Origin of the sequence: Streptomyces sp. AC555_RSS877 (genome assembly GCF_019049245.1) — a bacterium.
Lineage (GTDB): Bacteria > Actinomycetota > Actinomycetes > Streptomycetales > Streptomycetaceae > Streptomyces.
The window spans coordinates 155,488-181,025 of the sequence record NZ_JAGMUK010000005.1 but is presented as its reverse complement, the minus strand read 5'-3'; the positions used below and the strand labels follow the sequence as shown (position 1 = coordinate 181,025).

Genomic DNA, 25,538 nt, shown 5'->3' with positions numbered 1-25,538 from the left:
ACCATCCGGCAACACCTGTGTCACCCGACCCAGCGAACCAGCAGTCCGGCGAAGAGGAGCGGTTACGTGAGCGAGAGCAGTGCGGAGGCCGTCGTGGACGCTGCCGCGGCCGTCGCCTCCGCCACGGGGGCGGCCGCCGGCTGGCGCCGGGCGACCGGCATCGCGGGCGCCGCGATAGGGGTGGTCGCCGCGGGCGCGGCGGCCGGAGTCGCCATAGAGCGGCTCACCGTCGGCCGCGGCATGCGCCAGAAGGCGCGGCTCGCGCTGGACTCGACCGGACCGTACGGCGCGCTGCGTGGCACCCCCGGCAAGGCGTACGCCGACGACGGCACCGAGCTGTACTACGAGGTCGACGACGTCGACCCGGACACCACCGCCGCCTCCCTCGGCCCCCGGCGCCGGCGGCTCTTCGGCCGCAAGGCACCCGCACCCGTCACCGTCGTCTTCAGTCACGGCTACTGCCTGAGCCAGGACTCCTGGCACTTCCAGCGCGCCGCCCTGCGGGGCGTCGTACGGACCGTGCACTGGGACCAGCGCAGCCACGGCCGGTCCGCGCGGGGCGTGGCCCAGGTGCAGAACGACGTGCCGGTCAGCATCGAGCAGCTGGGCCGCGACCTGAAGGCCGTCATCGACGCCGCCGTGCCGGACGGACCGCTCGTGCTGGTGGGGCACTCCATGGGCGGCATGACCGTCATGGCCCTGGCCGACCAGTACCCCGAGCTGATCCGCGAGAGGGTGGTGGCGGCGGCACTGGTGGGCACGTCGTCGGGGCGGCTCGGCGAGGTGAACTTCGGGCTGCCCGTGGCGGGCGTGAACGCCGTACGGCGGGTGCTGCCCGGCGTGCTGAAGGCGCTGGGACAGCAGGCCGCCCTGGTGGAGAAGGGGCGCCGGGCGACCGCCGACCTGTTCGCCGGGGTCATCAAGCGGTACTCGTTCGCGTCGCGGGACGTCGACCCGGCCATCGTCCGGTTCGCCGAGCGGATGATCGAGGGCACACCGATCGACGTCGTCGCCGAGTACTACCCGGCGTTCAACGACCACGACAAGACCGAGGCCCTAGTCCACTTCGCAGACCTGCCGGTGCTCGTGCTGGCCGGGGTGGGGGACCTCGTCACGCCCAGCGAGCACAGCGAGGCCATCGCCGACCTGCTGCCGGACGCCGAGCTGGTGCTCGTCCCGGACGCCGGGCACCTGGTGATGCTGGAACACCCGGAAGTGGTCACCGACCGGCTCGCCGACCTGCTCACCCGGGCGGGTGCCGTACCCGCAGGAGCTACCGTGGGTGGCTATGGAAGCACCAGCAGCGCCGCACGACCCGGCTGACACCGAGCTGACCGTCACCTCCCCCGAGCAGATGCGCGAGCTGGGCCGCCGCCTGGCCAAGCTGCTGCGCGCCGGCGACCTCGTGATGCTCACCGGTGAGCTGGGCGCGGGCAAGACGACGCTGACCCGCGGGCTCGGCGAGGGGCTCGGCGTCCGGGGGGCCGTGACGTCCCCGACCTTCGTGATCGCCCGGGTGCACCCGGCCCTCGGGGACGGGCCGCCGCTCGTCCACGTCGACGCGTACCGCCTCGGTGGCGGCCTCGACGAGATGGAGGACCTCGACCTCGACGTCTCGCTGCCCGAGTCGGTGATCGTCGTGGAGTGGGGCGAGGGCAAGGTCGAGGAGCTGACCGACGACCGGCTGGAGATCGTGATCCACCGGGCCGTCGGAGACACCACGGACGAGGTGCGGCACGTGACGCTGACCGGGCTGGGCGAACGGTGGGCGGCGGCGGACCTGAGCGTGCTGTCGGCGTGAACCGGCCGCGCCTGTTCGTGTGAACGGCAGCCGCCGGAGATGAAGGTTCCGACAAGGCGTCGGCAAGATGTTGCGCTCGACGTCTCGTGCGTGGTCACATGGTATCCAGTTTGTAGTTAGGTCTACCTAACTACGCCCGCCCCCGAACTTCAGGAGGCGTCCATGTCGGCCATCGAGAACAAGCCGGAACCGCGGCCGTACGCGGTCGTCGCCGGGGTGTCCATGCGCGACCTGCTGGCGTCCTGCGCCGCCGCGCACGCGGTCTCCACGCCTCCGCGGCTGCCCGATCCCGGCACGGTCCAGCCGCCCGCCGAGCATCGCAAAGCGGCCTAGGAACCCCGTCCGGCCCTAGCGGACCACGACGACCTTCACGCCGATCGTCGCGGACTTCCACATCGCGTCACCGTCGGCACGGGACTCCCGGATGCCGCCCGTCTTGGCCGGGCGGCGGGAGAGCGGCGCGCGGTTGTCCACCGCAGCGCTGAAGCCGATGGCCACGCCGTCCACGCTGGTGAAGCGCACGACGTGTTCGACGGGGATGCCGTCGGTGCCGGTGATCCTGTTCGAGCGGGACCTGACCGCGTACGTGCCCGGGGCCGGGGCGACGGTCCCCGGGGTGACCTTGAAGGTGCGGCTGACCTCGTTGCCCGGGCCGACCAGCCACACCCGGTCGCGGTCCAGCGAGTAGACGACCCGTTCACCCTCACCGGAGTCGGCGGGCAGCGCGGTGGGGTTCTCCTGGCCGAGGGGCGCCTTCAGAGCGGCCGCCGCGGCCGGGCTGCCGGTGTCCGGTCCGCCGAGGCCGGCCGGGACGTTCGCCGAGGCCTGGTAGGCGAGGAAGCCGACCGTCGCCAGGGCCGCCACGGTGAGCCCGGCCACGATTCCCGAGCTGCCACTTGCCACCGTCGTCCACCTCATGCCTCGTGTAGTACGTCCCGCTTTGCGGTGACGGTAGCAGCAGGTGACCACCCCTCCCGGACGGCCGTGCCCGCGTCGCAGGAGCCGTAGGCTGTTTGCGTGCTCTTGCTCGCTCTGGATACCGCCACCCCCGCCGTCACCGTCGCGCTGCACGACGGCACGGACGTCATCGCCTCGTCGAGTCAGGTGGACGCGCGCCGGCACGGCGAGCTGCTGCTGCCGGCCGTCGACCGCGTCCTCGCCGAGGCCGGCCTCACGATCGACGCCGTCACCGGTGTCGTCGTCGGCATCGGCCCCGGCCCCTACACCGGGCTGCGCGTCGGCCTGATGACCGCGGACACCTTCGGTCTCGCGCTCGGTGTCCCCGTCCACGGCGTGTGCACCCTCGACGGCCTCGCGTATGCGGCCGACATCGAGAAGGGCCCCTTCGTCGTGGCGACCGACGCCCGGCGCAAGGAGGTCTACTGGGCGAAGTACGCCGACTCCCGCACCCGCCTCACCGACCCCGCCGTCGACCGGCCCGCCGACATCGCCGGCCAGGTGGCCGGACTGCCGGCCGTCGGCGCGGGCGCACTGCTCTACCCGGACACCTTCCCGGTCGCGCACGAACCCGAGAACGTGTCGGCCGCGGCGCTGGCTCGCCTCGCCGTCGAGAGACTGGCCGCGGGCCGGGAACTCCCCGCCCCCCGGCCCCTGTACCTGCGCCGCCCCGACGCCCAGGTCCCCAAGAACTACAAGGTGGTCACCCCCAAGTGACCCGCACCGTGACACCTCGACTGCGCGAGATGCGCTGGTGGGACATCGACCCCGTGCTCGAACTGGAGCGGGACCTCTTCCCCGAGGACGCCTGGAGCCGGGGCATGTTCTGGTCCGAGCTGGCCCACTCCCGGGGCGCCGAGGCGACACGACGGTACGTCGTCGCCGAGACCGCCGAAGGGCGCCTGGTCGGATACGCCGGACTGGCCTCCTCCGGAGACCTGGCCGACGTACAGACCATCGCCGTCGCCCGCGACCACCAGGGCACCGGCCTCGGCGGACGGCTGCTGACCGAGCTGCTGCGGGCCGCGTCCGCCTTCGAGTGCGCCGAAGTGATGCTGGAGTGCCGGGTCGACAACATCCGCGCCCAGAAGCTCTACGAGCGCTTCGGCTTCGAGCCCATCGGTTTCCGGCGCGGCTACTACCAGCCGGGCAACGTGGACGCCCTGGTGATGAAACTGAACGGCCCCTCCACCTCCGCCTCCCCCTCCCCCTCCACCTCCGTGAACGGCGTACAAGGAACCGAGATCCATGGCTGACGAACCGCTCGTCCTCGGCATCGAGACCTCCTGTGACGAGACCGGCGTCGGCATCGTCCGGGGCACCACCCTGCTGGCCGACGCCATCGCCTCCAGCGTCGACGAACACGCCCGCTTCGGCGGGGTCGTGCCGGAGGTCGCCTCCCGGGCGCACCTGGAGGCGATGGTGCCGACCATCGACCGCGCGCTGAAGGAAGCGGGGGTCTCGGCGAGGGACCTGGACGGCATCGCCGTGACGGCCGGTCCGGGGCTCGCGGGCGCCCTGCTCGTCGGCGTCTCGGCGGCGAAGGCGTACGCCTACGCGCTCGGCAAGCCGCTGTACGGCGTCAACCACCTGGCCTCGCACATCTGCGTGGACCAGCTGGAGCACGGGGCGCTGCCGGAGCCGACGATGGCACTGCTGGTGAGCGGCGGCCACTCGTCCCTGCTGCTCTCCTCGGACATCACCTCCGACGTACGGCCGATGGGCGCCACCATCGACGACGCGGCGGGGGAGGCCTTCGACAAGATCGCGCGCGTGCTCAACCTCGGGTTCCCGGGCGGCCCGGTCATCGACCGGTACGCGAAGGAGGGCGACCCGTCGGCCATCGCGTTCCCGCGCGGTCTGACCGGGCCGCGCGACCCGGCGTACGACTTCTCCTTCTCCGGGCTGAAGACGGCCGTGGCCCGCTGGATCGAGGCGAAGCGGGCGGCGGGGGAGGAGGTGCCGGTGCGGGACGTGGCGGCCTCCTTCCAGGAGGCGGTCGTGGACGTGCTGACCCGCAAGGCGGTCAGGGCCTGCCGTGACGAGGGCGTCGACCACCTGATGATCGGCGGAGGTGTGGCCGCCAACACCCGGTTGCGGGCGCTGGCCCAGGAGCGCTGCGAGGCGGCCGGAATCCGGCTGCGCGTCCCGCGGCCCAAGCTGTGCACCGACAACGGGGCGATGGTGGCCGCGCTGGGCGCGGAGATGGTGGCGCGGAACCGGCCGGCGTCGAGCTGGGACCTGTCGGCGGACTCGTCCCTTCCCGTGACCGAACCGCACGTCCCCGGGCACGACCACGTCCACGAGGTCAGCAACGGGAACCTGTACTCATGACGGTCGCGCTGATGTGGGAGGCGCGGGCGGCCGAAGGGCGCGGCGAGGAGTTGCTGGCCTGGGCACAACGGCAGGAACTGCCCGGGGCGCCGCTGCGCCGGGAGACCTTCCGGGCCCCGCAGGACCGGGTACTCGTCATCACGTGGTGGGACGCGGCCTACGACGCCGAGCTGCCCGAACTTCCCGAACCCGGCGGTGACTTGACCGGCCGACCGGTGCATCGGTGGCGGTTCGAGTCGGTGGACGCGGGCTGACGGGGGCGCAGGACTGCTTCCAGGGGGTGGTGCCGGGTCCTCGGCGGCGCATGTCCGGCACGACCGTGCGGACGGTCGCCGCGGCGGCGACTGCCTCGTCGTGCCCTCTTCCCGGCGCGGACCATGCCCCCGCCTCGGCGGTCACCGTGGCTCCGCCGGGGCGGTCATCGCGCCCCGGCTGCGGCGCCGAGCACGCCTGGCGCCGACGATGCCTCCGCCTCGCGGTCACCGTGGCTCCGCCGGGGCGGTCATCGCGCCCCGGCTGCGGCGCCGAGCACGCCTGGCGCCGACGATGCCTCCGCCTCGGCGCCGAGCGCGCCCCGCCCCGGCGGCCACCATGCCCCCGCCGGGGAGGCCAACACGCGCCCCGGCTGCGGCGCCGAGCACGCCCGGCGCCGACCGTGCTTTGCGTGGCGCGGACCATGCCCCCGCCTCGGCGGTCACCGTGGCTCCGCCGGGGAGGCCAACACGCGCCCCCGCATCGGCGCCGAGCACGCCCCGCCTCGGCGCCCGCCATGCCTCCGACGCGGCGGACTGCGCGGCCGCCGTGGCGATGGCACGTCCTCAGCTCATGGCGGACGTGGCGGCCGAGGTCAGTCCACGCCCGACACCTCCGTCTCGCAGTGCAGCCTGCGGTCCGGACCCAGCACCCGCACCGGTCCCGTGAGGGTCAGCCGGGACGTGTGGCGTACGTCCGCGCTGGAGACCGCCAGCCGTAGTTCCAGCGCGCCCGGTTCGACGACCCTTCGGCCGGAACGGTCGGTGAACGCCGACAGGTCCGGGTGGAAGCGGAAGGTGACCCGCGAGGACCGGCCCGGCTCCAGCTCCAGGCGCCGGTAGCCGATCAGGCGGACGTCGGGGCGGGTGACCGTGGCGACCGGATCGTGCAGGTACAGCTGGACGACCTCGGCGCCGGCGCGGTCGCCCGCGTTGCGGACCGTGACCGACACGTCGTACGTCCCGTCGGTGTCCATCTCCGAGGCCGGGCCGCCCTGGAAGTCCTCCCACACGAACTCCGTGTAGGAGCGGCCGTGTCCGAAGGCGTACAGCGGTGTCGGGTCCAGGTTGCTCACGTCCGCGCGCAGGCCCAGCGGCGGCTGCAGGTACGTCCACGGCTGGCCGCCGGGGACGCGCGGGACACTGACCGGCAGCCGGCCGGACGGGTTCACGCGGCCCGACAGCACTCCCGCCACCGCCGGGCCGCCCTCCTCGCCGGGGAAGAACGCCTGGACGACGGCGGCGAGCCGGCCCTCCCAACGGCCCAGGGCGTACGGGCGGCCGGTGAGCAGGACGAGGACGACCGGGACGCCGGTCGCCACCAGGGTGTCCAGCAACTCGGCCTGGACGCCCGGCAGCCGCAGGTCCGTCGCGTCGCAGCCCTCGCCCGAGGTGCCGCGGCCGAACAGGCCCGCCCGGTCGCCCAGTACCGCCACGCAGACGTCCGCCTCGGCCGTCCGTGCCACCGCCTCCTCGAAGCCGGACGTGTCCGGGTCCGACACCCCGCAGCCCTCCGCGAACGCCGCCTTCGCGTCCGGGAGTTCGGCCCGCAGGGACTCCAGGAGCGTGGGGATGTCCACGCCCGTCGGCACCTCGGGGTGCTGTGTGAGGACGTGGGAGGGGAAGGAGTAGCAGCCGAGCATCGCCAGTGCGTCCGCCGCCCTCGGGCCGACCACCGCGACGCGTGTGTCGGGGGCCAGTGGCAGCAGGCCGTCCGGGTTGTCCAGCAGCACCACCGACTCCTGAGCCAGACGGCGGGCCACCGCCCGGTTCGCCGTCGAGTCGAGGTTGATGCGGCCGGCCGGCTCCGGGTCCCAGTCCTCGTCCAGCAGGCCCAGTTCGCACTTCTGGAGCAGCACCCGGTGAACCGCCCGGTCGATCAGGGACTCCGGGACCGCGCCCGCCCTGACCGCCTCCAGCAGCGGTTTGCCGTAGCACCTGAGTGTCGGCAGTTCCACGTCGACGCCGGCCGACAGCGCCGCATGCGCCGCCTCCGCCTCGGTTCCCGCCACCCGGTGCTGGGTCTGCAGGAAGCCGATGCCGAAGTAGTCGGCGACCACCGTGCCGGTGAAGTCCCACTGCTCGCGCAGGAGTCCGGTCAGCAGGCCGGGGTCGGCCGAGGCGGGGACGCCGTCCGTGTCGGTGTACGCGGCCATCACCGAGCGGGCTCCGCCCTCCCGCAGCGCCATCTCGAACGGCGGGAGGACCACGTCGGCGAACTCGCGGACACCCGCGCGCACGGGAGCCTGGTTGCGGGCGCCCGCCGAGGAGGCGTACCCGGCGAAGTGCTTGAGCGTGGCGATGATCCCGGCCGACTCGAGGCCCCGGACGTAGGCAGCACCGACCGTGCCGACCAGGTACGGATCCTCGCCGATGGTCTCCTCGACACGCCCCCACCGGGGATCCCGTACGACGTCCAGGACCGGGGCGAGGCCCTGGTGGACGCCGACCGAGCGCAGGTCCTCGCCGATGCGGCGGGCCATCTCCTCGACCAGCGCGGGGTCGAAGGCCGCGCCCCAGGCGAGCGGGACGGGGTAGGCGGTGGCCTGCCAGGCCGTGAAACCGGCCAGGCACTCCTCGTGGGCGATCGCGGGGATGCCGAACCGGCCGGCGTCGGCGATGCGGCGCTGGGCGCGGGCCAGTGCCTGCGCGCCCAGCGCCGGGTCCACCGGGGCCGTGCCGAAGGGGCGGGTGAGCTGGCCCAGGCCGTGGGTGATCAGCTCGTCCCAGTCGTAGTCGGTGGTCATCTCGCTCTGCAGGGGGGCGACTCCGTCGCCGTCCGTGGCGGCGCCCACCCACACGCCGTACAGCTGGGCGGTCTTCTCCTCCAGGGTCATCCGGGGGAGGAGGTCGTCGACGCGGGCGGCGGCGGGCAGGGCGGGGTCACGCCAGGGGGCGGTGGTCATGTAACTCCTGTCGGGGGTCGATGGCCCTCTCGCGAATGTTTCGAGATGTAAGTCGAATGTTTTGGGAACCTAGGGCGGTGAGAGGGGTTCGTCAAGAGGTCGCGCAGGGATACGATCGCCGCCATGACACCCCCGGAGCCCGCAGAAACCCGGACGACAGCCCCGACGGCCGGACGATCCGCGCAGACCGCGACGCTCGCCGAGATCGCCCGCGAGGCCGGCGTTTCGGCGCCGACAGTTTCGAAGGTCCTGAACGGACGTGCCGATGTCGCCCCGGCGACCCGCAGCCGTGTGGAGGGCCTGCTGCGCGCGCACGGCTACCGGCGCCGGCGTGCCGAGGCGAGCCGCTCGCCCCTGATCGACCTGGTTTTCCACGAGCTGGAGAGCGCCTGGGCGATGGAGGTCATCCGTGGCGTGGAGAACGTGGCGCGGGACGCCGGGCTGAGTGTGGTGCTCAGTGAGAGCGCGGGGCGGCTGACCCCGGGGCGGACCTGGGCCGACCAGGTCGCCGCCCGCCGGCCGCACGGCGTGATCCTCGTACTGTCCGGGCTCGACGAGTCCCAGCGCGCCCTGCTCGGCAGCCGCTCCATCCCGTTCGTGGTGATGGACCCGGCGGGCGACCCGGGCGCCGACGTGCCCTCGATCGGCGCCACCAACTGGCAGGGCGGCCTCGCCGCCACCCGGCATCTGGTCGAGCTCGGGCACACCCGGATCGGCGCGATCAGCGGACCGTCCCGGATGATGTGCAGCCGCGCCCGCATCGACGGCTACCGGGCCGCCCTGGAGACCGCCGGACTGCCCGTCGACCCCGGACTGATCGCGGCCGGCGACTTCCACCACGAGGCCGGCTACCGGCGCGGCCTGGAGCTCCTGCGCCGCCCGGACCGGCCCACCGCCGTCTTCGCCGGCAACGACCTCCAGGCGCTCGGGCTGTACGAGGCCGCGCGCGAGCTGGGGCTCAGGATCCCGGAGGACCTGAGCGTGGTCGGCTTCGACGACCTGCCGGTGGCGCCCTGGGTGGGACCGCCGCTGACGACCGTACGACAGCCCCTGACGGAGATGGCGGAGGCGGCCGCCAGGCTGGTCCTCGACCTCGGGCGCGACGCCGGCGCGACGTCGGCGGCGACCCGGGTGGAGCTGGCGACGAGTCTGGTGGTGCGGGCCAGTACCGGGACCCCGCCCACGGGGTAAGGCGTGCGGGTGTGGAGGTTGCGGGGAGGCCTGTTTCCGTATTGACCGGTGTGGTGACGCACCCCACACTGCTCCGAAGCCAATCGGTTGTTCGACCGAAACTTTCGGAGGCACCCGCAATGAGATCTCTGAGATCGGGCTTAACCCTCACATCACTGCTCAGCGGCGTCGCCCTGCTCGGCGCGCTGCTGGTCGCGGCGCCCCCGGCGCACGCCGCCGACACACCCCTGCGCGACCTCGCCGACGCCAAGGGCAAGGTCATGGGCACGGCGGTCACCGGCTCCAAACTCACCGGGACGTACGGCGACACCGCTGCCCGCGAGTTCAACGCCCTCACCCCCGGCAACGCCATGAAGTGGGGCTCGGTGGAGCCGGCCCAGGGCACCTTCAACTGGGCCGAGGCCGACCAGATCGTCGCCTTCGCCGAGGCCAACGGACAGCAGGTGCGCGGCCACACCCTGGTCTGGCACAGCCAGAACCCGGGCTGGCTGACGAACGGCACCTGGACCGCGGCCCAGCTGAGCCGGCTGATGAACGACCACATCGCGCTGGAAGTCGGCCGGTACAAGGGCCGGCTGGCCACCTGGGACGTGGTCAACGAGCCGTTCAACGAGGACGGCACTTACCGTCAGACCCTCTGGTACAACGGCCTCGGCGCCGACTACATCGCCCAGGCCCTGACCGCCGCGCGTGCCGCGGACCCGGCCGCCAAGCTCTACATCAACGACTACAACGTCGAGGGCGTCAACGCGAAGAGCACCGCCCTGTACAACCTGGTCAAGTCCCTGAAGGAGCGCGGCGTCCCGATCGACGGGGTCGGCCTCCAGGCCCACCTCATCGTCGGCCAGGTGCCGTCCACGCTCCAGCAGAACATCCAGCGCTTCGCCGACCTCGGCGTGGACGTGGCGATCACCGAGCTGGACATCCGGATGCAGCTGCCGTCCGACAACGCGAAGCTGACCCAGCAGGCCGCCGACTACAGGGCGGTCGTCGGCGCGTGCGTGGCGGTGGCCCGGTGCGTCGGCGTCACGGTGTGGGGCTTCACCGACTCCGACTCCTGGATCCCGGACACCTTCCCGGGGCAGGGCGCGGCGACGCCGTACGACGAGAACTACGCGCCGAAACCGGCGTACCACGCGATCGCTCAGGCGCTCGGCGGCAGCCAGTCCACAGAGGGCTGCACGGCGACGTACAGCGTGGCCAGTCAGTGGAACGCCGGCTTCACCGGGCAGGTGCGGATCGCCTGTTCGGGGGCGGCGCTGTCGTCGTGGAAGGTCGGCTGGACGTATGGCGCCGGCCAGCGGATCACCCAGGCCTGGAACGCGACCTGCACCCAGACGGGTACGGCGGTCAGCTGCTCCAACGCCTCCTACAACGGGACGGTTCCGGACGGCGGGTCGGTCACCTTCGGGTTCAACTCGTCGTGGAGCGGGAGCAATCCGGTGCCGGTGGTGACACTGGGATGAGACTGCCCTGAGAAAAGTGAGATTTTCCGAAGAAAACCGTCCCTCGATCCCGTCCCTAACATTCTCCTAATAATTCGGACTTACGTTCCTCCCGTGACCGGACGTGAAGAGAACGGCGACGAGGGCAGACGGAGGGGCCGGCGGTCGAGCGCGCTCAAGGCCGCCGGTCTCACACTCGCGGGCGCACTGGTGCTGGGTACCGCCGCGGCGGGCTGGGCCTACTGGCACCTCAACAGCAACATCAAGAGCGTCGACATCAACAACGCGCTTGGTGACGACCGCCCCGCGAAGGCGGTGACGACACCGACGCCGTCCGGTTCCGCGTCGGCCACCGCCTCCCCGCCGCCCACCGAGGCGCTGAACATCCTGGTCCTCGGCTCGGACTCGCGCAGCGGCGAGGAGAACCAGAAGCTCGGCGGCGGCGACAGCTCCGGCGCCCGGTCCGACACGGCGATGGTGGTGCACCTCGACGCGGGGCGTACGACGGCGACCGTGGTCAGCATCCCCCGCGACACGCTCGTCACCCGGCCGTCCTGCCCGCGGTCGTCCGGGGGGACGACGGCGGTGGCGTACAACTCGATGTTCAACGGCGCGTACGCGGTGGGCGGGCCGGTGTGCGCGGTCAAGACGGTCGAGTCCATCACCGACGTCCGCATGGACCACTACATCGAGATCGACTTCGCGGGCTTCACCAAGCTGGTGGACGCGCTCGGCGGGGTCACCGTCACCACGGACCAGGACATCGACGACGACGACAGCCACCTGAAGCTGGCGGCCGGCACCCACGAACTCGACGGCGACCAGGCCCTCGCGCTCGCCCGCACCCGGCACGGCATAGGCGACGGCAGCGACCTCGGCCGCATAGGTCTCCAGCAGATGCTGGTGAAGGCCCTGCTGGAACAGATCTCCTCGACGAACCTGCTGTCCGACCCCGCCAAGCTGTACCGGGTCGCCGACGCGGTCACCGGCAGCCTCACCACGGACACCGGCCTCGACTCCCTGACCGAGCTGATGCGCCTGGGCGAAAGCCTCAAGCGTCTGTCGGCGGACCAGGTGACGACGGTGACGATGCCGGTGGTGACCGCACCCTCGGACCGCAACCGGGTGGTGGCGGAGGAGCCGGAGGCGGGCGAGCTGTGGGAATCGCTGCGCTGAGGGAATCGCTGCGCTGAGCGGCCACGTGAGAAAACCTCGAAGATCTTCCTCGGCCCTGTCGATCCGGGTGCCGCCCGATCGACGCAGGGGTGAGAGGCCGGGAACAGCCCGGTCCACGACACGAGGAGGCGGGCACCATGCCGCGCTATCTCTCCCTGGTCCAGATCGACGAGTCCACCGCCCCCGCCGAGGGCCCCAGCCCCGAGCTGATGCAGCGGATGGGCGAGCTGATCGACGAGATGACGAAGGCCGGGGTCCTGCTGGACACCGCCGGGCTGACGCCGACCGCGCAGGGCAGCCGGGTGCGCTGGGAGGGCGGGCAGCTCTCCGTCACGGACGGGCCGTTCACGGAGGCCAAGGAAGTCGTCGGCGGCTACGCGATCGTCCAGGCCAAGGACAAGGCCGAGGCGATCGAGTGGACCAAGCGGTTCCTGAAGGTGCACGAGGAGCACTGGACGGTGACGTGCGAGGTGCGGGAGATCGCCGAGGGCTGAGCGTCGGCTGAGCGTTTGGCGGCACGCCGGTGCGGGTGTCTGATGGTGGGCTGTGACACCACAGCCCACCGCCGACCCGCGCGGAGCCGCAGAAGACCCGCGCGGAGCCGTCGAAACCGTCTTCCGGATCGAGTCGCCCCGCATCATCGCGGGCGTCGCCCGCATCGTCCGGGACGTCGGCATCGCCGAGGAACTGGCCCAGGACGCGCTGGTCGCGGCCCTCGAACAGTGGCCGCGCGACGGTGTCCCCGACAACCCGGGCGCCTGGCTCACGGCCACCGCCCGGCACCGCGCCGTCGACCTGATCCGGCGCCGGGAGAACTACACCCGCAAGCTGGCCGAGATCGGCCGGGACCTCACGGACGCGGTCCCGCCGGAGGAGCCCGCCGACCCCGAGGACATCGACGACGACCTGCTCCGCCTCGTCTTCACCGCCTGTCACCCGGTCCTGTCCGCCGAGGCCCGCACCGCCCTCACCCTGCGTCTGCTCGGCGGCCTGACCACGCCCGAGATCGCCCGCGCGTTCCTGGTGCCCGAGGCGACGGTGGCCCAGCGCATCGTGCGCGCGAAGCGGACGCTGGCGGCCAGGAACATCGCCTTCGAGGTCCCCTACGGCCCCGACCGCGAGGCCCGCCTCGGTTCCGTCCTCGACGTCATCTACCTGATCTACAACGAGGGTTACGCCGCCACGGCCGGCGACGACTGGCTGCGCCCGGGCCTGTGCGAGGACGCCCTGCGGCTGGCCCGCGTGCTGTCCGCCCTGATGCCGAAGGAACCCGAGGTCCACGGCCTGACCGCCCTGCTGGAGTTCCAGACGTCCCGGTCCGCGGCCCGTACCGGCACGAACGGCGAGCCCGTCCTCCTCAAGGACCAGAACCGCCGCCGCTGGAACCGCATGCTCATCGCCCGCGGCATCACCGCCCTCGGCCGCGCCGAAGCCACGGGCGCCCCGGGCCCGTACGCCCTCCAGGCCGCGATCGCCGCCTGCCACGCGATGGCGCATTCCTACGAGGAGACCGACTGGCGGACGATCTCCACCCTGTACGCCCTGCTCGCCGCCCGTGCCCCTTCCCCGGTCGTCGAACTCAACCGCGCGGTCGCCGTGTCGATGGCGGACGGCCCGGGCCCGGCGCTGGAGATCGTCGACGCCTTGGCCGCCGAACCTGCCCTGCGGGACTACCACCTGCTGCCGAGCGTGCGGGGCGATCTGCTGATGCGTCTTGGCCGTACGGCTCCGGCGCGGGCGGAGTTCCTGCGGGCGGCGGAGCTGACGCACAACACGCGGGAACGGGAACTGCTGCTGAGGCGGGCGGCCGAGGCCGGGGCTTCCTGAGTCAGACGGGGTGCCCGACGAGCATGGTCGGCGCCCCGGCGACCCGCGTCATGAACACGGTCGCCGAGTTCGGCCCGTGCTGCTTGGGCAGGGCCTTGCGGCGCAGTTCCTCCGGCTCGACCGCGGAGCCCCGCTTCTTCACGGTCAGGATGCCGACCTCGCGCTCCCGCAGCAGGGTCTTCAACTTCTTCACGTTGAACGGCAGTCGGTCGGTGATCTCGTACGCGGAGGCGTACGGGGTCACGTGCCGCTCGTCGGCCGTGATGTAGGCGATCGTGGGGTCGATCAGCCCGCCGTCGAGCTCCTCGGCGACCTCGGCGACCAGGTGGGCGCGGATGACGGCGCCGTCGGGCTCGTACAGGTACCGGCCGACGGGCCGGACCCGGGGGTCGGGCAGGCCCCGGCCGAGGAGCGTCCGCGGGCCCGGCAGCAGGGTCGCCCGTACCGCCCCCGGCTCGGTGCGGAACCACAGCACCGCCTCCTTGACGTCCCCGCCGTCGGAGATCCACTCCGCCTCCGCCTCGGCGGGGACGGCCTCGTGGGGGATGCCCGGGGCGACCTTCAGCGCGGCGGCGCGGGACGCCGTACGGGCGGCCTGGACGGCCCAGGACAGCGGTGGCGAGTACGCCTCGGGGTCGAAGATCCGGCCGCGCCCGCCACGCCTCGCCGGGTCGACGAACACGGCGTCGCAGCCGGCGGTCTCCACCTCCGTGACGTCCGCCTCCCGCACCTCGATGAGGTCGGCCAGCCCGAGCGCGTCGGCGTTCGCGCGGGCCACCGCCGCCGTCGACGGGTCCCGGTCCACGGCGAGCACCCTGATTCCCGCCCGGGCGAGCGCGATCGCGTCCCCGCCGATTCCGCAGCACAGGTCGGCGACGGACCGCACGCCCTGCGCCCGGAAGCGCGCGGCCCGGTACGACGCCACGCTCGCCCTGGTCGACTGCTCGACGCCGTTCGGCGTGAAGAACATCCGCCCGGCGTCCTCGGCCCCGAACTTCGCCGCCGCCCGCTGCCGCAGCCGCGCCTGCCCGAGCGCCGCCGACACCAGTTCGGCGGGGTGCTCGCGGCGCAGCCGGGTGGCGACGGCGAGTTCGTCGGCGGGGGCGGTGCCGCGCACCGCGTCGAGGAGGGCGCGGCCCTCGGGGGTGAGGAGGGGGGCAAGGTCGTTCACCGGATCATTGTGGGCCAGTCGGTGGACGGTGTGCCTCCGGTGGCGGTGTCGGCCCGGGTTCGCGGCGGCGTCCTGCGAGGATCCGGCACCATGCGAACAGTAGGACAAGCATACAAAAAACGGTCAGCGGTGACGGTCCGGCCCGGTATCGCCGTGCTCGCCGTCGCGGCCCTCCTCTCCGGCTGTGCGCAGGGCGGCGGTGCCGAGGTGCGGCCGGCCCTCGGCCAGCAGCGCGCGAAGGAGGGGGGCGCGGCCAAACTGAGGGCCGCGCACCAGGCCAGGGTGGCGGCGGCGAAACGCTGGGGCCTCAGGACGGTCCCGCTCCTGCCCCCGCGCCCGCCTGCCGTCAAACCGACGATCACCACCCGCAAGGGCTTCGAGGTGGACGGCCACGCCGATCTGCCGCCGGTCTTCACGACGGTCCCCACCAAGCAGAAGATCGTCTTCCTCACCATCGACGACGGCGCCGAGAAGGACCCGGCGTTCCTGCGGATGATGAGCGAACTGAAGATCCCGTACACCGCCTTCCTCAGCGACTACCTGATCAAGGAGGACTACGGCTACTTCAAGAAGATGCAGGACGCCGGGGTCGCCCTCAACAACCACACCCTCCGTCACCCCTACCTGCCCGGTTTGTCGTACGCCCGCCAGAAGCGCGAGATCTGCGGCATGCAGGACGTGATCGAGAAGCGCTACGGCCGGCGCCCCACCCTCTTCCGCCCGCCCTACGGCAACTACAACGAGGCCACCCTGCGGGCCGCCGCGTCCTGCGGCATCAAGTACGCGCCCCTGTGGAACGAGGAGATCTTCGTCGACCGCTGGGAGTACCGCGAGTGGGACCGGGAGATCCGCCCCGGCGACATCGTCCTCAGCCACTTCCGGGGCCCGGAGATCTGGAAGGGCACCATGCCGGACATGATCCGCCGCTTCCTGGACAAGATCACCAAGGAGGGGTATGCCGTGGCCCGCCTGGAGGACTACCTGTGAAGTGGCGGGCGCTGACGGCCGGCGTCCTCGCCGCCACCCTCCTCACCGGCTGCGCCCAGTCCGTCGCCCCCACCGAACGGCCGGGCGAGAAGGCGGCCCAGCGGGCGGGGTCGTACGGTCCCGAAGGCGTGGGCGAGCGGCCGTACCGCCGATGGGGGCTCGCGGCCCCGCTGCGTCCGGCCCCGAAGCCGGCCGTCCGGCCCGCCGCCGCGCGCCCGGGCCTCCCGCCCGTCCTCGACCGCGTCCGCACCCCCGACCGGGTCGTCTTCCTCACCTACGACGACGGCGCCGAGAAGGACCCGCGCTTCGTCGACCTGGTCCGTGAACTGCGGCTCCCGGTCAGCATGTTCCTCACGGACAGTGTCGTCGGGCCGGGATACGGCCACTTCGCCCGCCTCCGGTCGGTCGGCGCGAGCATCCAGAACCACACCCTCGACCATCCCGCGCTGCGCGGGCTGCCGTACGCCGGACAGCGCGCCGAGATCTGCGGCCAGCAGGACAAACTCCGCTCCCGCTTCGGTATCCGCCCCCGCCTCTTCCGCCCGCCCTACGGCACGTACGACGCCACCACCCTGCGTGCCGCCGCCGACTGCGGCCTCTCGGCGGTCGTCCTGTGGCGGGCCTCGGCGGCGAACGGCGAGCTGGCCTTCACCGAGGGCGCGAGCCGCCTGCGGCCGGGCGACATCGTCTCGGTGCCCTCGGGTGAGCCGACCGACGACACGCTGACGGAACGGACCATCCGAGTACTGGGGGAGATCCAGGGGAGAGGGCTGACGGTGGGACGGCTGGAGGACTACGTCTAGGCCGGCTTTCCGGTGCCGGTGCAGGCCACGGCCGACGCGAGGAAGGCATCCGCAGCAGGCGCCCCGAGGGCGAACGCCGGGGGCAAACCTCGCCGCCGCGCCGCACGGGATTGGCACTCCGCTTGACCGAGTGCTAATCACAGTCATAGTCTCGGACCTGGCACTCCCCCCTGGAGAGTGCCAACTAGCGACGGGCAGGTCCGGCACCCGCGACGACGGATCCACCTGGTCGCCACCTCAGACAGTTAACCCCGTGAGATCTCCGAAGGGGGAGGTCGGATCGTGACGACCACCAGCTCCAAGGTTGCCATCAAGCCGCTCGAGGACCGCATTGTGGTCCAGCCGCTCGACGCCGAGCAGACCACCGCCTCTGGCCTGGTCATTCCGGACACTGCCAAGGAGAAGCCCCAGGAGGGCGTCGTCCTGGCCGTGGGCCCGGGCCGCTTCGAGGACGGTAACCGTCTTCCGCTCGACGTCGCCGTCGGCGACATCGTGCTCTACAGCAAGTACGGCGGCACCGAAGTGAAGTACAACGGCGAGGAATACCTCGTCCTCTCGGCCCGCGACGTGCTCGCGATCATCGAGAAGTAATTCACCTCGCTTCGCCTCACCGCGAAGCACATTGCTTGAGCTGCGCCCCTGGCCCCCCGCGATCACATGAGCCGGGCGCCGGGGGCGCGGCTAATTTCACCTAGATTTCCGAGAGGGCTCACGCTCCCATGGCGAAGATCCTGAAGTTCGACGAGGACGCCCGTCGCGCCCTCGAGCGCGGCGTCAACAAGCTCGCTGACACGGTCAAGGTGACGATCGGCCCCAAGGGCCGCAACGTCGTCATCGACAAGAAGTTCGGCGCCCCCACCATCACCAACGACGGCGTCACCATCGCCCGCGAGGTCGAGCTCGACGACCCGTACGAGAACCTCGGTGCCCAGCTGGTGAAGGAGGTGGCGACCAAGACCAACGACATCGCGGGTGACGGCACCACCACCGCCACCGTGCTCGCCCAGGCGCTGGTGCGCGAGGGCCTGCGGAACGTCGCCGCGGGTGCCTCCCCGGCCGCCCTGAAGAAGGGCATCGACGCCGCGGTCAAGGCCGTCTCCGAGGAACTCCTCGCGACCGCCCGCCCGATCGACGAGAAGTCCGACATCGCCGCCGTGGCCGGGCTGTCCGCCCAGGACTCGCAGGTCGGCGAGCTCATCGCCGAGGCGATGGACAAGGTCGGCAAGGACGGTGTCATCACCGTCGAGGAGTCCAACACCTTCGGTCTGGAGCTGGACTTCACCGAGGGCATGGCCTTCGACAAGGGCTACCTGTCGCCGTACTTCGTGACGGACCAGGAGCGCATGGAGGCCATCCTCGAGGACCCCTACATCCTCATCAACCAGGGCAAGATCTCCTCGATCCAGGACCTGCTGCCGCTGCTCGAGAAGGTCATCCAGGCGGGTGCCTCCAAGCCGCTGCTGATCATCGCCGAGGACGTCGAGGGCGAGGCCCTGTCGACCCTGGTCGTGAACAAGATCCGCGGCACCTTCAACGCGGTCGCGGTCAAGGCCCCCGGCTTCGGTGACCGCCGCAAGGCGATGCTGCAGGACCTGGCGGTCCTCACCGGCGCCACGGTCATCTCCGAAGAGGTCGGCCTCAAGCTCGACCAGGTCGGCCTGGACGTGCTGGGCTCCGCCCGCCGCGTCACGGTCACCAAGGACGACACGACCGTCGTCGACGGCGCCGGCAACTCGGCGGACGTCACGGGCCGCGTCGCCCAGATCAAGGCCGAGATCGAGAACACCGACTCCGACTGGGACCGCGAGAAGCTCCAGGAGCGCCTCGCGAAGCTGGCCGGCGGCGTGTGCGTGATCAAGGTCGGCGCCGCCACCGAGGTGGAGCTGAAGGAGAAGAAGCACCGCCTGGAGGACGCCATCTCCGCGACCCGCGCCGCGGTCGAGGAGGGCATCGTCTCCGGTGGTGGCTCCGCTCTGGTGCACGCCGCCAAGGTGCTCGAGGGCGGCCTCGGCAAGACCGGCGACGAGGCCACCGGTGTCGCGGTCGTCCGCCGCGCGGTCGTCGAGCCGCTGCGCTGGATCGCCGAGAACGCCGGCCTGGAGGGCTACGTCATCACCTCCAAGGTCGCCGAGCTCGAGGCGGGCCAGGGCTTCAACGCCGCCACCGGCGAGTACGGCGACCTGGTCAAGGCCGGCGTCATCGACCCGGTCAAGGTCACCCGCTCCGCCCTGGAGAACGCCGCCTCCATCGCCTCCCTCCTCCTCACGACCGAGACCCTGGTCGTCGAGAAGAAGGAAGAAGAGGAGCCGGCCGCCGGGGGTCACTCCCACGGCCACTCCCACTAAGGCACGGCACACCACCGAGGCCCGGCACCCCGCGAGGATGCCGGGCCTCGGCGTGTGTGCGGGGCCTAGGAGGCGCTCAAACGAGTTCCAGCCCGACGGCGGACGTGCGCGAGGGCCGGAGGGTGAGATCCTCCAGCTGGATCGCCGCCGCCGTGTGCGCAGTAGTGGTCGCTCTTGGAGCTCTGGTGACGGGCTATGTCGTGCTCACGTCCTACATGGTCGAGCCGGACGGCCCGTGGGACCGGCAAGCCGTCACCAATTCCGGCGTCGCGGCCGGTATCGGCTTGGCCCTCTCGCTCGTATTGACCCTGCTGACGTGGATGTTCGTCAGGGCACAGTGGCTGCACCGGTGGTGGTACGCCGTCCCCACGGTGCCCGCAGTCGCTGCGTTGCTGCGGCTGACGGTGCTCGAACCGGAGATCTGATCCATGTATCAGGGCGGGGCGAGATGAGGCGGCAGACGGAACCCCCACTCCCCGAAGGGAGCGGGGGTTTTCCCCTTCGCGGGTCACGGGGTCTGAGTGACCGCCCCCAACTGCTCCAGCAGACCCGCACGGTCGTACTGCCACCAGCCCTCGCAGATCATTCCGTCCCGGAACCGGTGCCAGGTCGTCCCCGTCATGGCGACCTCCTGCCCGGTGGCCGCGATCCCCAGGAACTCGCCCTTGTGGCGCCCCGTCCAGGTCCACCGCGTGCACACCCGGTCCCCCTCGGCGACCTGGTCGTCCACCCGGAACGAGAAGTCGAAGGACCGCCGCCAGCCGGCGTACTCCTCGCGCGCCCCGCGCAGGCCCAGGTCCTGCGGATTGGCGGGATCATGATCCACGTAGTCGTCCGTGAACCGCTCGAACATGCCCTCAGCCTCGCCCCGCCCGGCATCCACGAAGAACTCCCGCGCGACCCCGCGGTTGAGCTGCTCGTCGCGCACCACGTCCAGGTCGGTGAAGGTCGGCATCCCGTCGCACAGGGCGACCAGCTCGCGGAAGACCCGCTCGGTCTCGGGGAGATTCGAGTTCCGCATCGCTTCTTCGTACGACGGAAACTCCACGATCTCCACGAAGTGCGACGCGTCCGACAGGTCCTTCCCCACCACCGCGTGCGTCGCGGTCCGCTTCCCCCGGGTCTGCTCGACCCAGGCGTCCATCAGCCGATTCATCTCCTCGAACCGGCTGGTCCTGCAGTCGATGAGCTGTACAAACGTCATGACACCGCCTCCGGCCCCCCTGGGTCCGGCTGAACAACACCATTCTCCCACCAGGACCCCTCGGCGCCTCCTGCCGGTTTGGCATCATGACGCCATGAGCTGGTGGGGGAAACAGCCCCGCAGGTGCGCTCGGCCTACTGGGAACAGGTCCGCAGGATCGCCCCGCCCGAACTGGTCGGCCACGAGCGGGAACTGGCCGACTGAACCCGCCACCGCAGCCGCACAGCGGTGGTGTGGTCCCTGCCCTGTGCGGTGCCGCTCGTGGTCGGGAGGCGCTCGCCATGAAGACGGCCCGCCGTGGTGATCGTGCAGTGCCTACTGCGGCCCGTACTTCCGCCCGGTCCGCGAGCTGATCCCACCCAGCACCCCCCGAGGCATCACCTTCACCACCCCCATCATCACCTTGTACCGGGGATCCGGAATCGACACGGTCCTCCCGCGCGCCAGGTCCCCCAGCGCCGCCGCGACCAGCTTGTCCGCGTCGAGCCACATCCACCCCGGGATGTTGTCCGTTCCCATCCCGGCCCGCTGGTGGAACTCCGTACGGACGAAGCCCGGGCACAGCGCCATCAGCCGGACCCCGCTCCCCGCCAGGTCCTTCGCCGCCCCCTGCGTGAACTGCACGACCCACGCCTTGGACGCGCCGTACGTCCCGCGCGGCAGGAAGGCCGCCACCGACGCGACGTTGACGACGCCCCCGCGGCCCCGCTCCCGCATCGCCTCCGTCGCCGCCGACGTCAGCCGCAGGACCGCCTCGCAGTGCACCTTGAGCATCATCAGCTCGTCGGCCATGGACACGTCGAGATAGCGGCCCTTGTTGCCGAAGCCCGCGTTGTTGATCAGCAGGTCGACGGGGTTCTTGCGGTCGGCCAGCCGGGCGGCGACCGCTTCGATGCCGTCGTCGGTCGCCAGGTCGGCGGTGAGGACCTTCGCCTCGATGCCGTGCCGGTCGTGCAGTTCGGTCGCCTGTTCCCGCAGCCGCTTGGTGTCGCGGGCGACGAGGACGAGGTTGTGCCCGTCCGCCGCCAGCCGTCGCGCGAAGGCGGCGCCGATGCCCGCGGTGGAACCCGTGATGAGAGCCGTTGTCATGGCGCAAGGTTAATGACCCGGACTGTGCGCGTCCGCTCTCAGCACAGGGGCTCCCGCTGCGTGAAGACGTGGCGAGGGGCGGGCCCGTGAACGCTCGTCAGGTTCCGTTCTTCGCCGCGTACTCCCGCGCCCAGGCCCGTATCTCCGGGTGCAGCGCCTCTCCCGCCACCAGCAGCCGCGGCTGCAGGTGCCGCTCGGTCGTGGTCGCCCGGAACACCAGGGCCACGGTCACGTCGTGGTCGGGGCGGTGGACGATCTCGACGGGGTCCCCGGCACGGATCTCGCCCGGTTGTATCACCCGCAGATACGCACCCGGCGCTCCCTTCTGCGTGAACCGCTTCACCCACCGCTCCTCACCCATATGGCCCTGGAAGGTGACGCACGGGATCCGCCCGCTGCTGACTTCCAGCACCACCTCGGACCCGACCCGCCAGCGCTCGCCGATCAGCGCGCCGGAGACGTCGATGCCCTCAGTGGTGAGGTTCTCGCCGAAGGAGCCGTGGGGCAGTGCCCGTCCCAGCTCACGCTCCCAGTCGTCGAGGTCCTCGCGCGCCACCGCGTACACCGCCTGGTCGTCGCCGCCGTGGTGCTGCCGCTTGCACACCGCGTCCCCGGCGAGCCCGCTGCCGCCGATGCCCTTGGGGCCGGGCGCCGACACCCGCACCGGCTCCCGCACCGGCTGTTTGTCGATGCCGGTGAAGCCTTCCGGGTTGTCCGTGTACGGCACGGCCTTCGGACGGCCCAGGTTCACAGAAAGAAGCCTCATGGCGGCACGGTACGGCGCGGGCGGCAAAGCGGCGACGCATTATTCGGCATCGCCCCCAAGGCCCGCTTATGCTCGACTCCGTGATCGAGGCCCGTCATCTCCGCGTGCTGCGCGCCGTCGCCACCACCGGCTCCTTCTCGGCGGCGGGGCGCGAACTGGGCTGTACCCAGCCCGCCGTCAGCCAGCAGATGAAGGCACTGGAGGCGTCCGTCGGCACGCCCCTGCTCATCCGCAGCGGCCGCGAGATGCGGCTGACCCAGGCCGGCGAGGCGCTGGTGCGGCACGCCGCCGGGATCCTCGCCGGGCTCACCGCGGCCGAGGAGGAGGTCGCCGCCATCGCGGGCCTGCGCGCCGGACGGGTCCGGCTGGTCTCCTTCCCCAGCGGCAGCTCCACCCTCGTACCGACGGCCCTCGCGGCCCTGCGCGCCGAACACCCCGGCACCCGGGTCTTCCTGGAGGAGGCCGAACCGCCGCAGTCCGTCGCCCTGTTGCGCGAGGGCGACTGCGACCTGGCGCTCGCCTTCCGGTACGAGGGGGCGGCGGGCGCCGAGGAGTGGGACGACCTCGTCGTACGCCCCCTGCTGACCGACCGGCTGGTCGCTCTCGTACCCGAGAGGCACCGGCTCGCGCGCGCGGAGTCGGTCTCCATCGGCGAGCTCGCCGGGGAGCCGTGGATCGCGGGCTGCCCGCGCTGCCGCGGTCAGCTCGTCGAGGTGTGCGAGAGCGCCGGCTTCACGCCCCGCATCGACTTCGCGACCGACGACTATCCGGCGGTCGTCGGCCTGGTGGGCGCGGGACTCGGCGTCGCCGTGCTGCCGCAGCTCGCCGTCGAGTCCGTACGGCCACGGGGCGCTCGCACGGTGACGCTGGAACCGGCGGTCCGGCGGGAGATCGTCGCGCTCACGCTGCCCGACCTGGCTCAGGTGCCGGCGGTGGCGGCGACCCTGGACCAGCTGACGCGCGCCGCGAAACGCTGACGCGCGCTCCGAGAACGTGCACCCGGTGCACCCGGAGCAAAAATTAGGGGCACGCGTGCGCGTGCCCATCCCGCAGAAACGTTCCTTCAGTTGTGCGGTCGTTCGGTTGTTCAGTTGCTCGAAGGGCCGTCCCCGGCCGACGCGGACACCAGCCGGTGGCGCGCCCGCCCCATGAGCTCCTCGCGCTCGTCCTCGGTCAGCCCGCCCCAGACGCCGTACGGCTCTCTCACCGCCAGCGCGTGCGCCGCGCACTGTGCGCGCACCGGGCACCTCATGCAGACCTCCTTGGCCGAGTTCTCGCGAGCACTCCGGGCCGCACCGCGCTCACCCTCCGGATGGAAGAAGAGCGAGCTGTCCACCCCTCGACAGGCGGCCAGGAGCTGCCAGTCCCACAGGTCAGCGTTCGGTCCGGGAAGGCGGGAGAAATCTGCCATTGCGTGACCCCTTGTAGCCGTTCTGGGCGGATACGGTGTCCACGACCGTACATCTACGATCTAAGGAGATGAAAATATGACTCATTGCGAATCTAGCCTCAGACACTAAGAAATGGGAAGAAAAGGGTCTAAATGGGGCATGGGTTGTGATGAAACGTTGTGGGTCCACCGCGCATGTCTGCACCGTGTCCGCGCCCTCACGTAGAGTGCCGAAGATGGCACAAGGCCCCGTAACTCTTTCGAGTGACCGTCGTTGAGAGTGCGGAGGCGGTTGAAACAACAAGGGCTCGGGCAGGCGTCCGAGACGGTCGACCGCACAGGTGACGATTTCGTACCAGCCTGGAGGCTCAAGGTGACGTGCATCAGCTGCGGAGGACGGTCATGACATCCGTCCTCGTCTGCGACGACTCCCCGCTTGCCCGAGAGGCGCTCCGCCGCGCGGTCGCGACCGTGCCCGGTGTCGAGCGCGTGACGACGGCGGCCAACGGCGAGGAAGTCCTCCGCCGCTGGGGTGCCGACCGCTCGGACCTGATTCTGATGGACGTACGCATGCCCGGTCTGGGCGGCGTCGAGACCGTCCGGCGGCTGCTGTCCGCCGACCCCGGTGCGCGCATCATCATGCTCACCGTCGCCGAGGACCTCGACGGCGTGGCGCTCGCGGTCGCCGCCGGTGCCCGTGGCTATCTGCACAAGGACGCCTCCCGCGCCGAACTGCGCGCCACCGTCACGCAGGCCCTCGCCGACCCGACCTGGCGGCTGGCCCCGCGCCGGCTGCGCTCCGCCGAGATGGGCGCCGCGCCGACGCTCACCGCGCGCGAGATCCAGGTCCTCGAAGGCATGAGCCACGGCCGCTCGAACGCCGAGATCGGCCGCGAACTGTTCCTCTCCGAGGACACCGTCAAGACGCACGCCCGGCGGCTGTTCAAGAAACTCGGCGCCTCGGACCGCGCGCACGCAGTGGCGCTCGGTTTCCGCTGGGGCCTGGTGCGCTGAGCAGGGCTGGGTGTGTCGTAGCGGGGGTACGGAAATCCCCGCCTGCCGCATGGCGGGCGGGGGTGGCGACGGGGTCCACCGGGTGCCCGCTGCTCGTTTCGCCGCGGATGCCGCATCCTTGAGGTGTGGAGTTCCTCGGGGACGAGTCGATCGAGCGGGAGGGGAGGGCGCAAGGGATGAGTTCCGGCGCACCTGCTCATAACGCTTCGGTGCACAACGACCAGGGCGATGCCACGCATCGGATGCCCTCAAGGCACCATGGACCGATGCGCGACGACGAGGCGGGCACTGCCCACGGGGCGATCGGCGGGCTCGTGCATCGCGCCGTCGACGGGGACGAGCAGGCCACACACGACCTGCTCGCCCATGTCCACCCCCTGGCCCTGCGCTACTGCCGCACCCGTCTGTCCCGCCTTCCCGGCGACGCCCGGCACTTCGTCGAGGACCTGGCCCAGGAGGTCTGCGTAGCGGTCCTCCTCGCCCTGCCTCGCTACAAGGACACCGGTCGCCCCTTCGAGGCGTTCGTCTTCGCCATCGCCGCGCACAAGGTCGCCGACCTGCAACGGGCGGCGATGCGTCACCCCGGTTCGACGGCCGTCCCCTCGGACGAGATGCCCGAGCGGCCCGACGACTCGCTCGGCCCCGAGGAGCGGGCGCTGCTCAGCAGCGACGCCGAATGGGCCAAGAAGCTCATGGCCAACCTGCCCGAGAACCAGCGGGAGCTGTTGCTGCTGCGCATCGCGGTGGGCCTCACGGCCGAGGAGACCGGCCAGATGTTGGGAATGTCACCCGGAGCGGTCCGGGTGGCCCAGCACCGGGCCCTGAGCAGACTGCGGGCGCTGGCCGAGCAGTAGGGCCCGCCGGGGTACTGCCCCGGATGA

General features: G+C 71.7%; 27 protein-coding genes. 20 read left to right on the top strand and 7 right to left on the bottom strand.

The annotated features are described in order from the left end of the window. Positions 1 to 66 precede the first annotated feature (66 nt). The 3 genes from KUM49_RS03685 to KUM49_RS03675 all read left to right on the top strand — a co-directional run bounded on the left by KUM49_RS03685 (position 67) and on the right by KUM49_RS03675 (position 2,134). A complete protein-coding gene (locus tag KUM49_RS03685) occupies positions 67 to 1,323 on the top strand; it encodes an alpha/beta fold hydrolase (RefSeq protein WP_217235201.1) in 1,257 nt (418 codons plus the stop codon). Further along, positions 1,289 to 1,801 carry a tRNA (adenosine(37)-N6)-threonylcarbamoyltransferase complex ATPase subunit type 1 TsaE gene (gene tsaE / locus KUM49_RS03680; RefSeq protein ID WP_217235200.1) on the top strand — a complete coding sequence of 171 codons (513 nt, stop codon included), beginning with the start codon at positions 1,289 to 1,291 and terminating at the stop codon, positions 1,799 to 1,801. Before KUM49_RS03685 ends, tsaE begins: the two co-directional genes overlap by 35 nt. A gap of 162 nt (positions 1,802 to 1,963) precedes the next feature. Beyond that, positions 1,964 to 2,134, top strand: coding sequence for a hypothetical protein (locus KUM49_RS03675; protein ID WP_217235199.1), 171 nt, complete (start codon positions 1,964 to 1,966; stop codon positions 2,132 to 2,134). Positions 2,135 to 2,149: 15 nt separating this feature from the next. Here the strand turns inward: KUM49_RS03675 and KUM49_RS03670 are convergent, their stop codons facing one another. After that, positions 2,150 to 2,704 carry a hypothetical protein gene (locus tag KUM49_RS03670; protein ID WP_217235198.1) on the bottom strand — a complete coding sequence of 185 codons (555 nt, stop codon included), beginning with the start codon at positions 2,702 to 2,704 and terminating at the stop codon, positions 2,150 to 2,152. 114 nt (positions 2,705 to 2,818) lie between these two features. On the opposite strand from KUM49_RS03670, the gene tsaB reads away from it, so the two are divergent. Genes tsaB through KUM49_RS03650 form a run of 4 tightly spaced genes read left to right on the top strand, consistent with a single transcriptional unit; the run spans position 2,819 to position 5,346 of the window. After that, the gene (gene tsaB, locus KUM49_RS03665) at positions 2,819 to 3,475 is read left to right on the top strand and encodes a tRNA (adenosine(37)-N6)-threonylcarbamoyltransferase complex dimerization subunit type 1 TsaB (protein ID WP_217235197.1); all 657 of its coding nucleotides are present in this window, start codon (positions 2,819 to 2,821) and stop codon (positions 3,473 to 3,475) included. Then, positions 3,472 to 4,014, top strand: coding sequence for a ribosomal protein S18-alanine N-acetyltransferase (gene rimI / locus KUM49_RS03660; RefSeq protein ID WP_217235196.1), 543 nt, complete (start codon positions 3,472 to 3,474; stop codon positions 4,012 to 4,014). The genes tsaB and rimI overlap by 4 nt, the downstream gene beginning before the upstream one ends. Further along, a complete protein-coding gene (tsaD, locus tag KUM49_RS03655; RefSeq protein ID WP_217235195.1) occupies positions 4,007 to 5,092 on the top strand; it encodes a tRNA (adenosine(37)-N6)-threonylcarbamoyltransferase complex transferase subunit TsaD in 1,086 nt (361 codons plus the stop codon). The genes rimI and tsaD overlap by 8 nt, the downstream gene beginning before the upstream one ends. Beyond that, on the top strand, positions 5,089 to 5,346 hold the full coding sequence (locus KUM49_RS03650; RefSeq protein WP_217235194.1) for a hypothetical protein: 258 nt from the start codon (positions 5,089 to 5,091) through the stop codon (positions 5,344 to 5,346). Before tsaD ends, KUM49_RS03650 begins: the two co-directional genes overlap by 4 nt. 593 nt (positions 5,347 to 5,939) lie before the next feature. Here KUM49_RS03650 and KUM49_RS03645 read toward each other — a convergent pair. Then, positions 5,940 to 8,249 carry a glycoside hydrolase family 3 N-terminal domain-containing protein gene (locus tag KUM49_RS03645; RefSeq protein WP_217235193.1) on the bottom strand — a complete coding sequence of 770 codons (2,310 nt, stop codon included), beginning with the start codon at positions 8,247 to 8,249 and terminating at the stop codon, positions 5,940 to 5,942. A gap of 123 nt (positions 8,250 to 8,372) precedes the next feature. Between KUM49_RS03645 and KUM49_RS03640 the strand changes: the two genes are divergently transcribed. The 5 genes from KUM49_RS03640 to KUM49_RS03620 all read left to right on the top strand — a co-directional run bounded on the left by KUM49_RS03640 (position 8,373) and on the right by KUM49_RS03620 (position 13,888). Next, complete coding sequence (locus tag KUM49_RS03640) at positions 8,373 to 9,440, top strand: LacI family DNA-binding transcriptional regulator (RefSeq protein WP_217235192.1); 1,068 nt, start codon at positions 8,373 to 8,375, stop codon at positions 9,438 to 9,440. A gap of 119 nt (positions 9,441 to 9,559) precedes the next feature. Beyond that, on the top strand, positions 9,560 to 10,906 hold the full coding sequence (locus tag KUM49_RS03635; RefSeq protein ID WP_217235191.1) for an endo-1,4-beta-xylanase: 1,347 nt from the start codon (positions 9,560 to 9,562) through the stop codon (positions 10,904 to 10,906). 93 nt (positions 10,907 to 10,999) lie between these two features. Next, complete coding sequence (locus KUM49_RS03630; RefSeq protein WP_217235190.1) at positions 11,000 to 12,061, top strand: LCP family protein; 1,062 nt, start codon at positions 11,000 to 11,002, stop codon at positions 12,059 to 12,061. A gap of 137 nt (positions 12,062 to 12,198) precedes the next feature. After that, on the top strand, positions 12,199 to 12,555 hold the full coding sequence (locus KUM49_RS03625) for a YciI family protein (protein WP_217235189.1): 357 nt from the start codon (positions 12,199 to 12,201) through the stop codon (positions 12,553 to 12,555). Positions 12,556 to 12,607: 52 nt separating this feature from the next. After that, positions 12,608 to 13,888 (top strand): RNA polymerase sigma factor, encoded by a 1,281-nt coding sequence (locus tag KUM49_RS03620; protein ID WP_217235188.1) that lies wholly within the window; start codon positions 12,608 to 12,610, stop codon positions 13,886 to 13,888. A gap of 1 nt (position 13,889) precedes the next feature. Here KUM49_RS03620 and KUM49_RS03615 read toward each other — a convergent pair whose 3' ends face one another. Continuing rightward, positions 13,890 to 15,059 (bottom strand): class I SAM-dependent methyltransferase, encoded by a 1,170-nt coding sequence (locus tag KUM49_RS03615; RefSeq protein WP_217235187.1) that lies wholly within the window; start codon positions 15,057 to 15,059, stop codon positions 13,890 to 13,892. Positions 15,060 to 15,149: 90 nt separating this feature from the next. Between KUM49_RS03615 and KUM49_RS03610 the strand changes: the two genes are divergently transcribed. The 5 genes from KUM49_RS03610 (at position 15,150) to KUM49_RS03590 (ending at position 19,619) form a co-directional block, all read left to right on the top strand. Continuing rightward, the gene (locus KUM49_RS03610) at positions 15,150 to 16,046 is read left to right on the top strand and encodes a polysaccharide deacetylase family protein (protein WP_217235186.1); all 897 of its coding nucleotides are present in this window, start codon (positions 15,150 to 15,152) and stop codon (positions 16,044 to 16,046) included. Next, entirely contained in the window at positions 16,043 to 16,849 is an 807-nt protein-coding gene (locus KUM49_RS03605; RefSeq protein WP_217235185.1) for a polysaccharide deacetylase family protein, read from the top strand. Before KUM49_RS03610 ends, KUM49_RS03605 begins: the two co-directional genes overlap by 4 nt. A gap of 282 nt (positions 16,850 to 17,131) precedes the next feature. Next, complete coding sequence (groES, locus tag KUM49_RS03600; RefSeq protein WP_171145943.1) at positions 17,132 to 17,440, top strand: co-chaperone GroES; 309 nt, start codon at positions 17,132 to 17,134, stop codon at positions 17,438 to 17,440. Between the two features lie 128 nt (positions 17,441 to 17,568). After that, positions 17,569 to 19,194, top strand: coding sequence for a chaperonin GroEL (gene groL, locus KUM49_RS03595; RefSeq protein ID WP_217235184.1), 1,626 nt, complete (start codon positions 17,569 to 17,571; stop codon positions 19,192 to 19,194). Between the two features lie 185 nt (positions 19,195 to 19,379). Beyond that, positions 19,380 to 19,619, top strand: coding sequence for a hypothetical protein (locus KUM49_RS03590; RefSeq protein ID WP_217235183.1), 240 nt, complete (start codon positions 19,380 to 19,382; stop codon positions 19,617 to 19,619). Between the two features lie 83 nt (positions 19,620 to 19,702). Here KUM49_RS03590 and KUM49_RS03585 read toward each other — a convergent pair whose 3' ends face one another. The 3 genes from KUM49_RS03585 to KUM49_RS03575 all read right to left on the bottom strand — a co-directional run bounded on the left by KUM49_RS03585 (position 19,703) and on the right by KUM49_RS03575 (position 22,253). Beyond that, entirely contained in the window at positions 19,703 to 20,398 is a 696-nt protein-coding gene (locus tag KUM49_RS03585; protein ID WP_217235182.1) for an ester cyclase, read from the bottom strand. 315 nt (positions 20,399 to 20,713) lie between these two features. After that, positions 20,714 to 21,487: an SDR family oxidoreductase gene (locus KUM49_RS03580; protein WP_217235181.1), complete on the bottom strand. Its 774-nt coding sequence runs from the start codon at positions 21,485 to 21,487 to the stop codon at positions 20,714 to 20,716. A 97-nt stretch (positions 21,488 to 21,584) separates the two neighbouring features. Then, on the bottom strand, positions 21,585 to 22,253 hold the full coding sequence (locus KUM49_RS03575) for an MOSC domain-containing protein (RefSeq protein WP_217235180.1): 669 nt from the start codon (positions 22,251 to 22,253) through the stop codon (positions 21,585 to 21,587). Between the two features lie 80 nt (positions 22,254 to 22,333). On the opposite strand from KUM49_RS03575, the gene KUM49_RS03570 reads away from it, so the two are divergent. Then, positions 22,334 to 23,230 (top strand): LysR family transcriptional regulator, encoded by an 897-nt coding sequence (locus KUM49_RS03570; protein ID WP_217235179.1) that lies wholly within the window; start codon positions 22,334 to 22,336, stop codon positions 23,228 to 23,230. A 110-nt stretch (positions 23,231 to 23,340) separates the two neighbouring features. Here the strand turns inward: KUM49_RS03570 and KUM49_RS03565 are convergent, their stop codons facing one another. Continuing rightward, positions 23,341 to 23,664, bottom strand: a complete 324-nt coding sequence (locus tag KUM49_RS03565) for a WhiB family transcriptional regulator (RefSeq protein ID WP_217235178.1) — start codon at positions 23,662 to 23,664, stop codon at positions 23,341 to 23,343. Between the two features lie 381 nt (positions 23,665 to 24,045). Here KUM49_RS03565 and KUM49_RS03560 point away from each other — a divergent pair, with 381 nt between their 5' ends. Further along, complete coding sequence (locus KUM49_RS03560; protein WP_003948568.1) at positions 24,046 to 24,657, top strand: response regulator transcription factor; 612 nt, start codon at positions 24,046 to 24,048, stop codon at positions 24,655 to 24,657. Positions 24,658 to 24,923: 266 nt separating this feature from the next. Further along, entirely contained in the window at positions 24,924 to 25,511 is a 588-nt protein-coding gene (locus tag KUM49_RS03555) for a sigma-70 family RNA polymerase sigma factor (protein ID WP_217235177.1), read from the top strand. Positions 25,512 to 25,538: the final 27 nt, after the last annotated feature.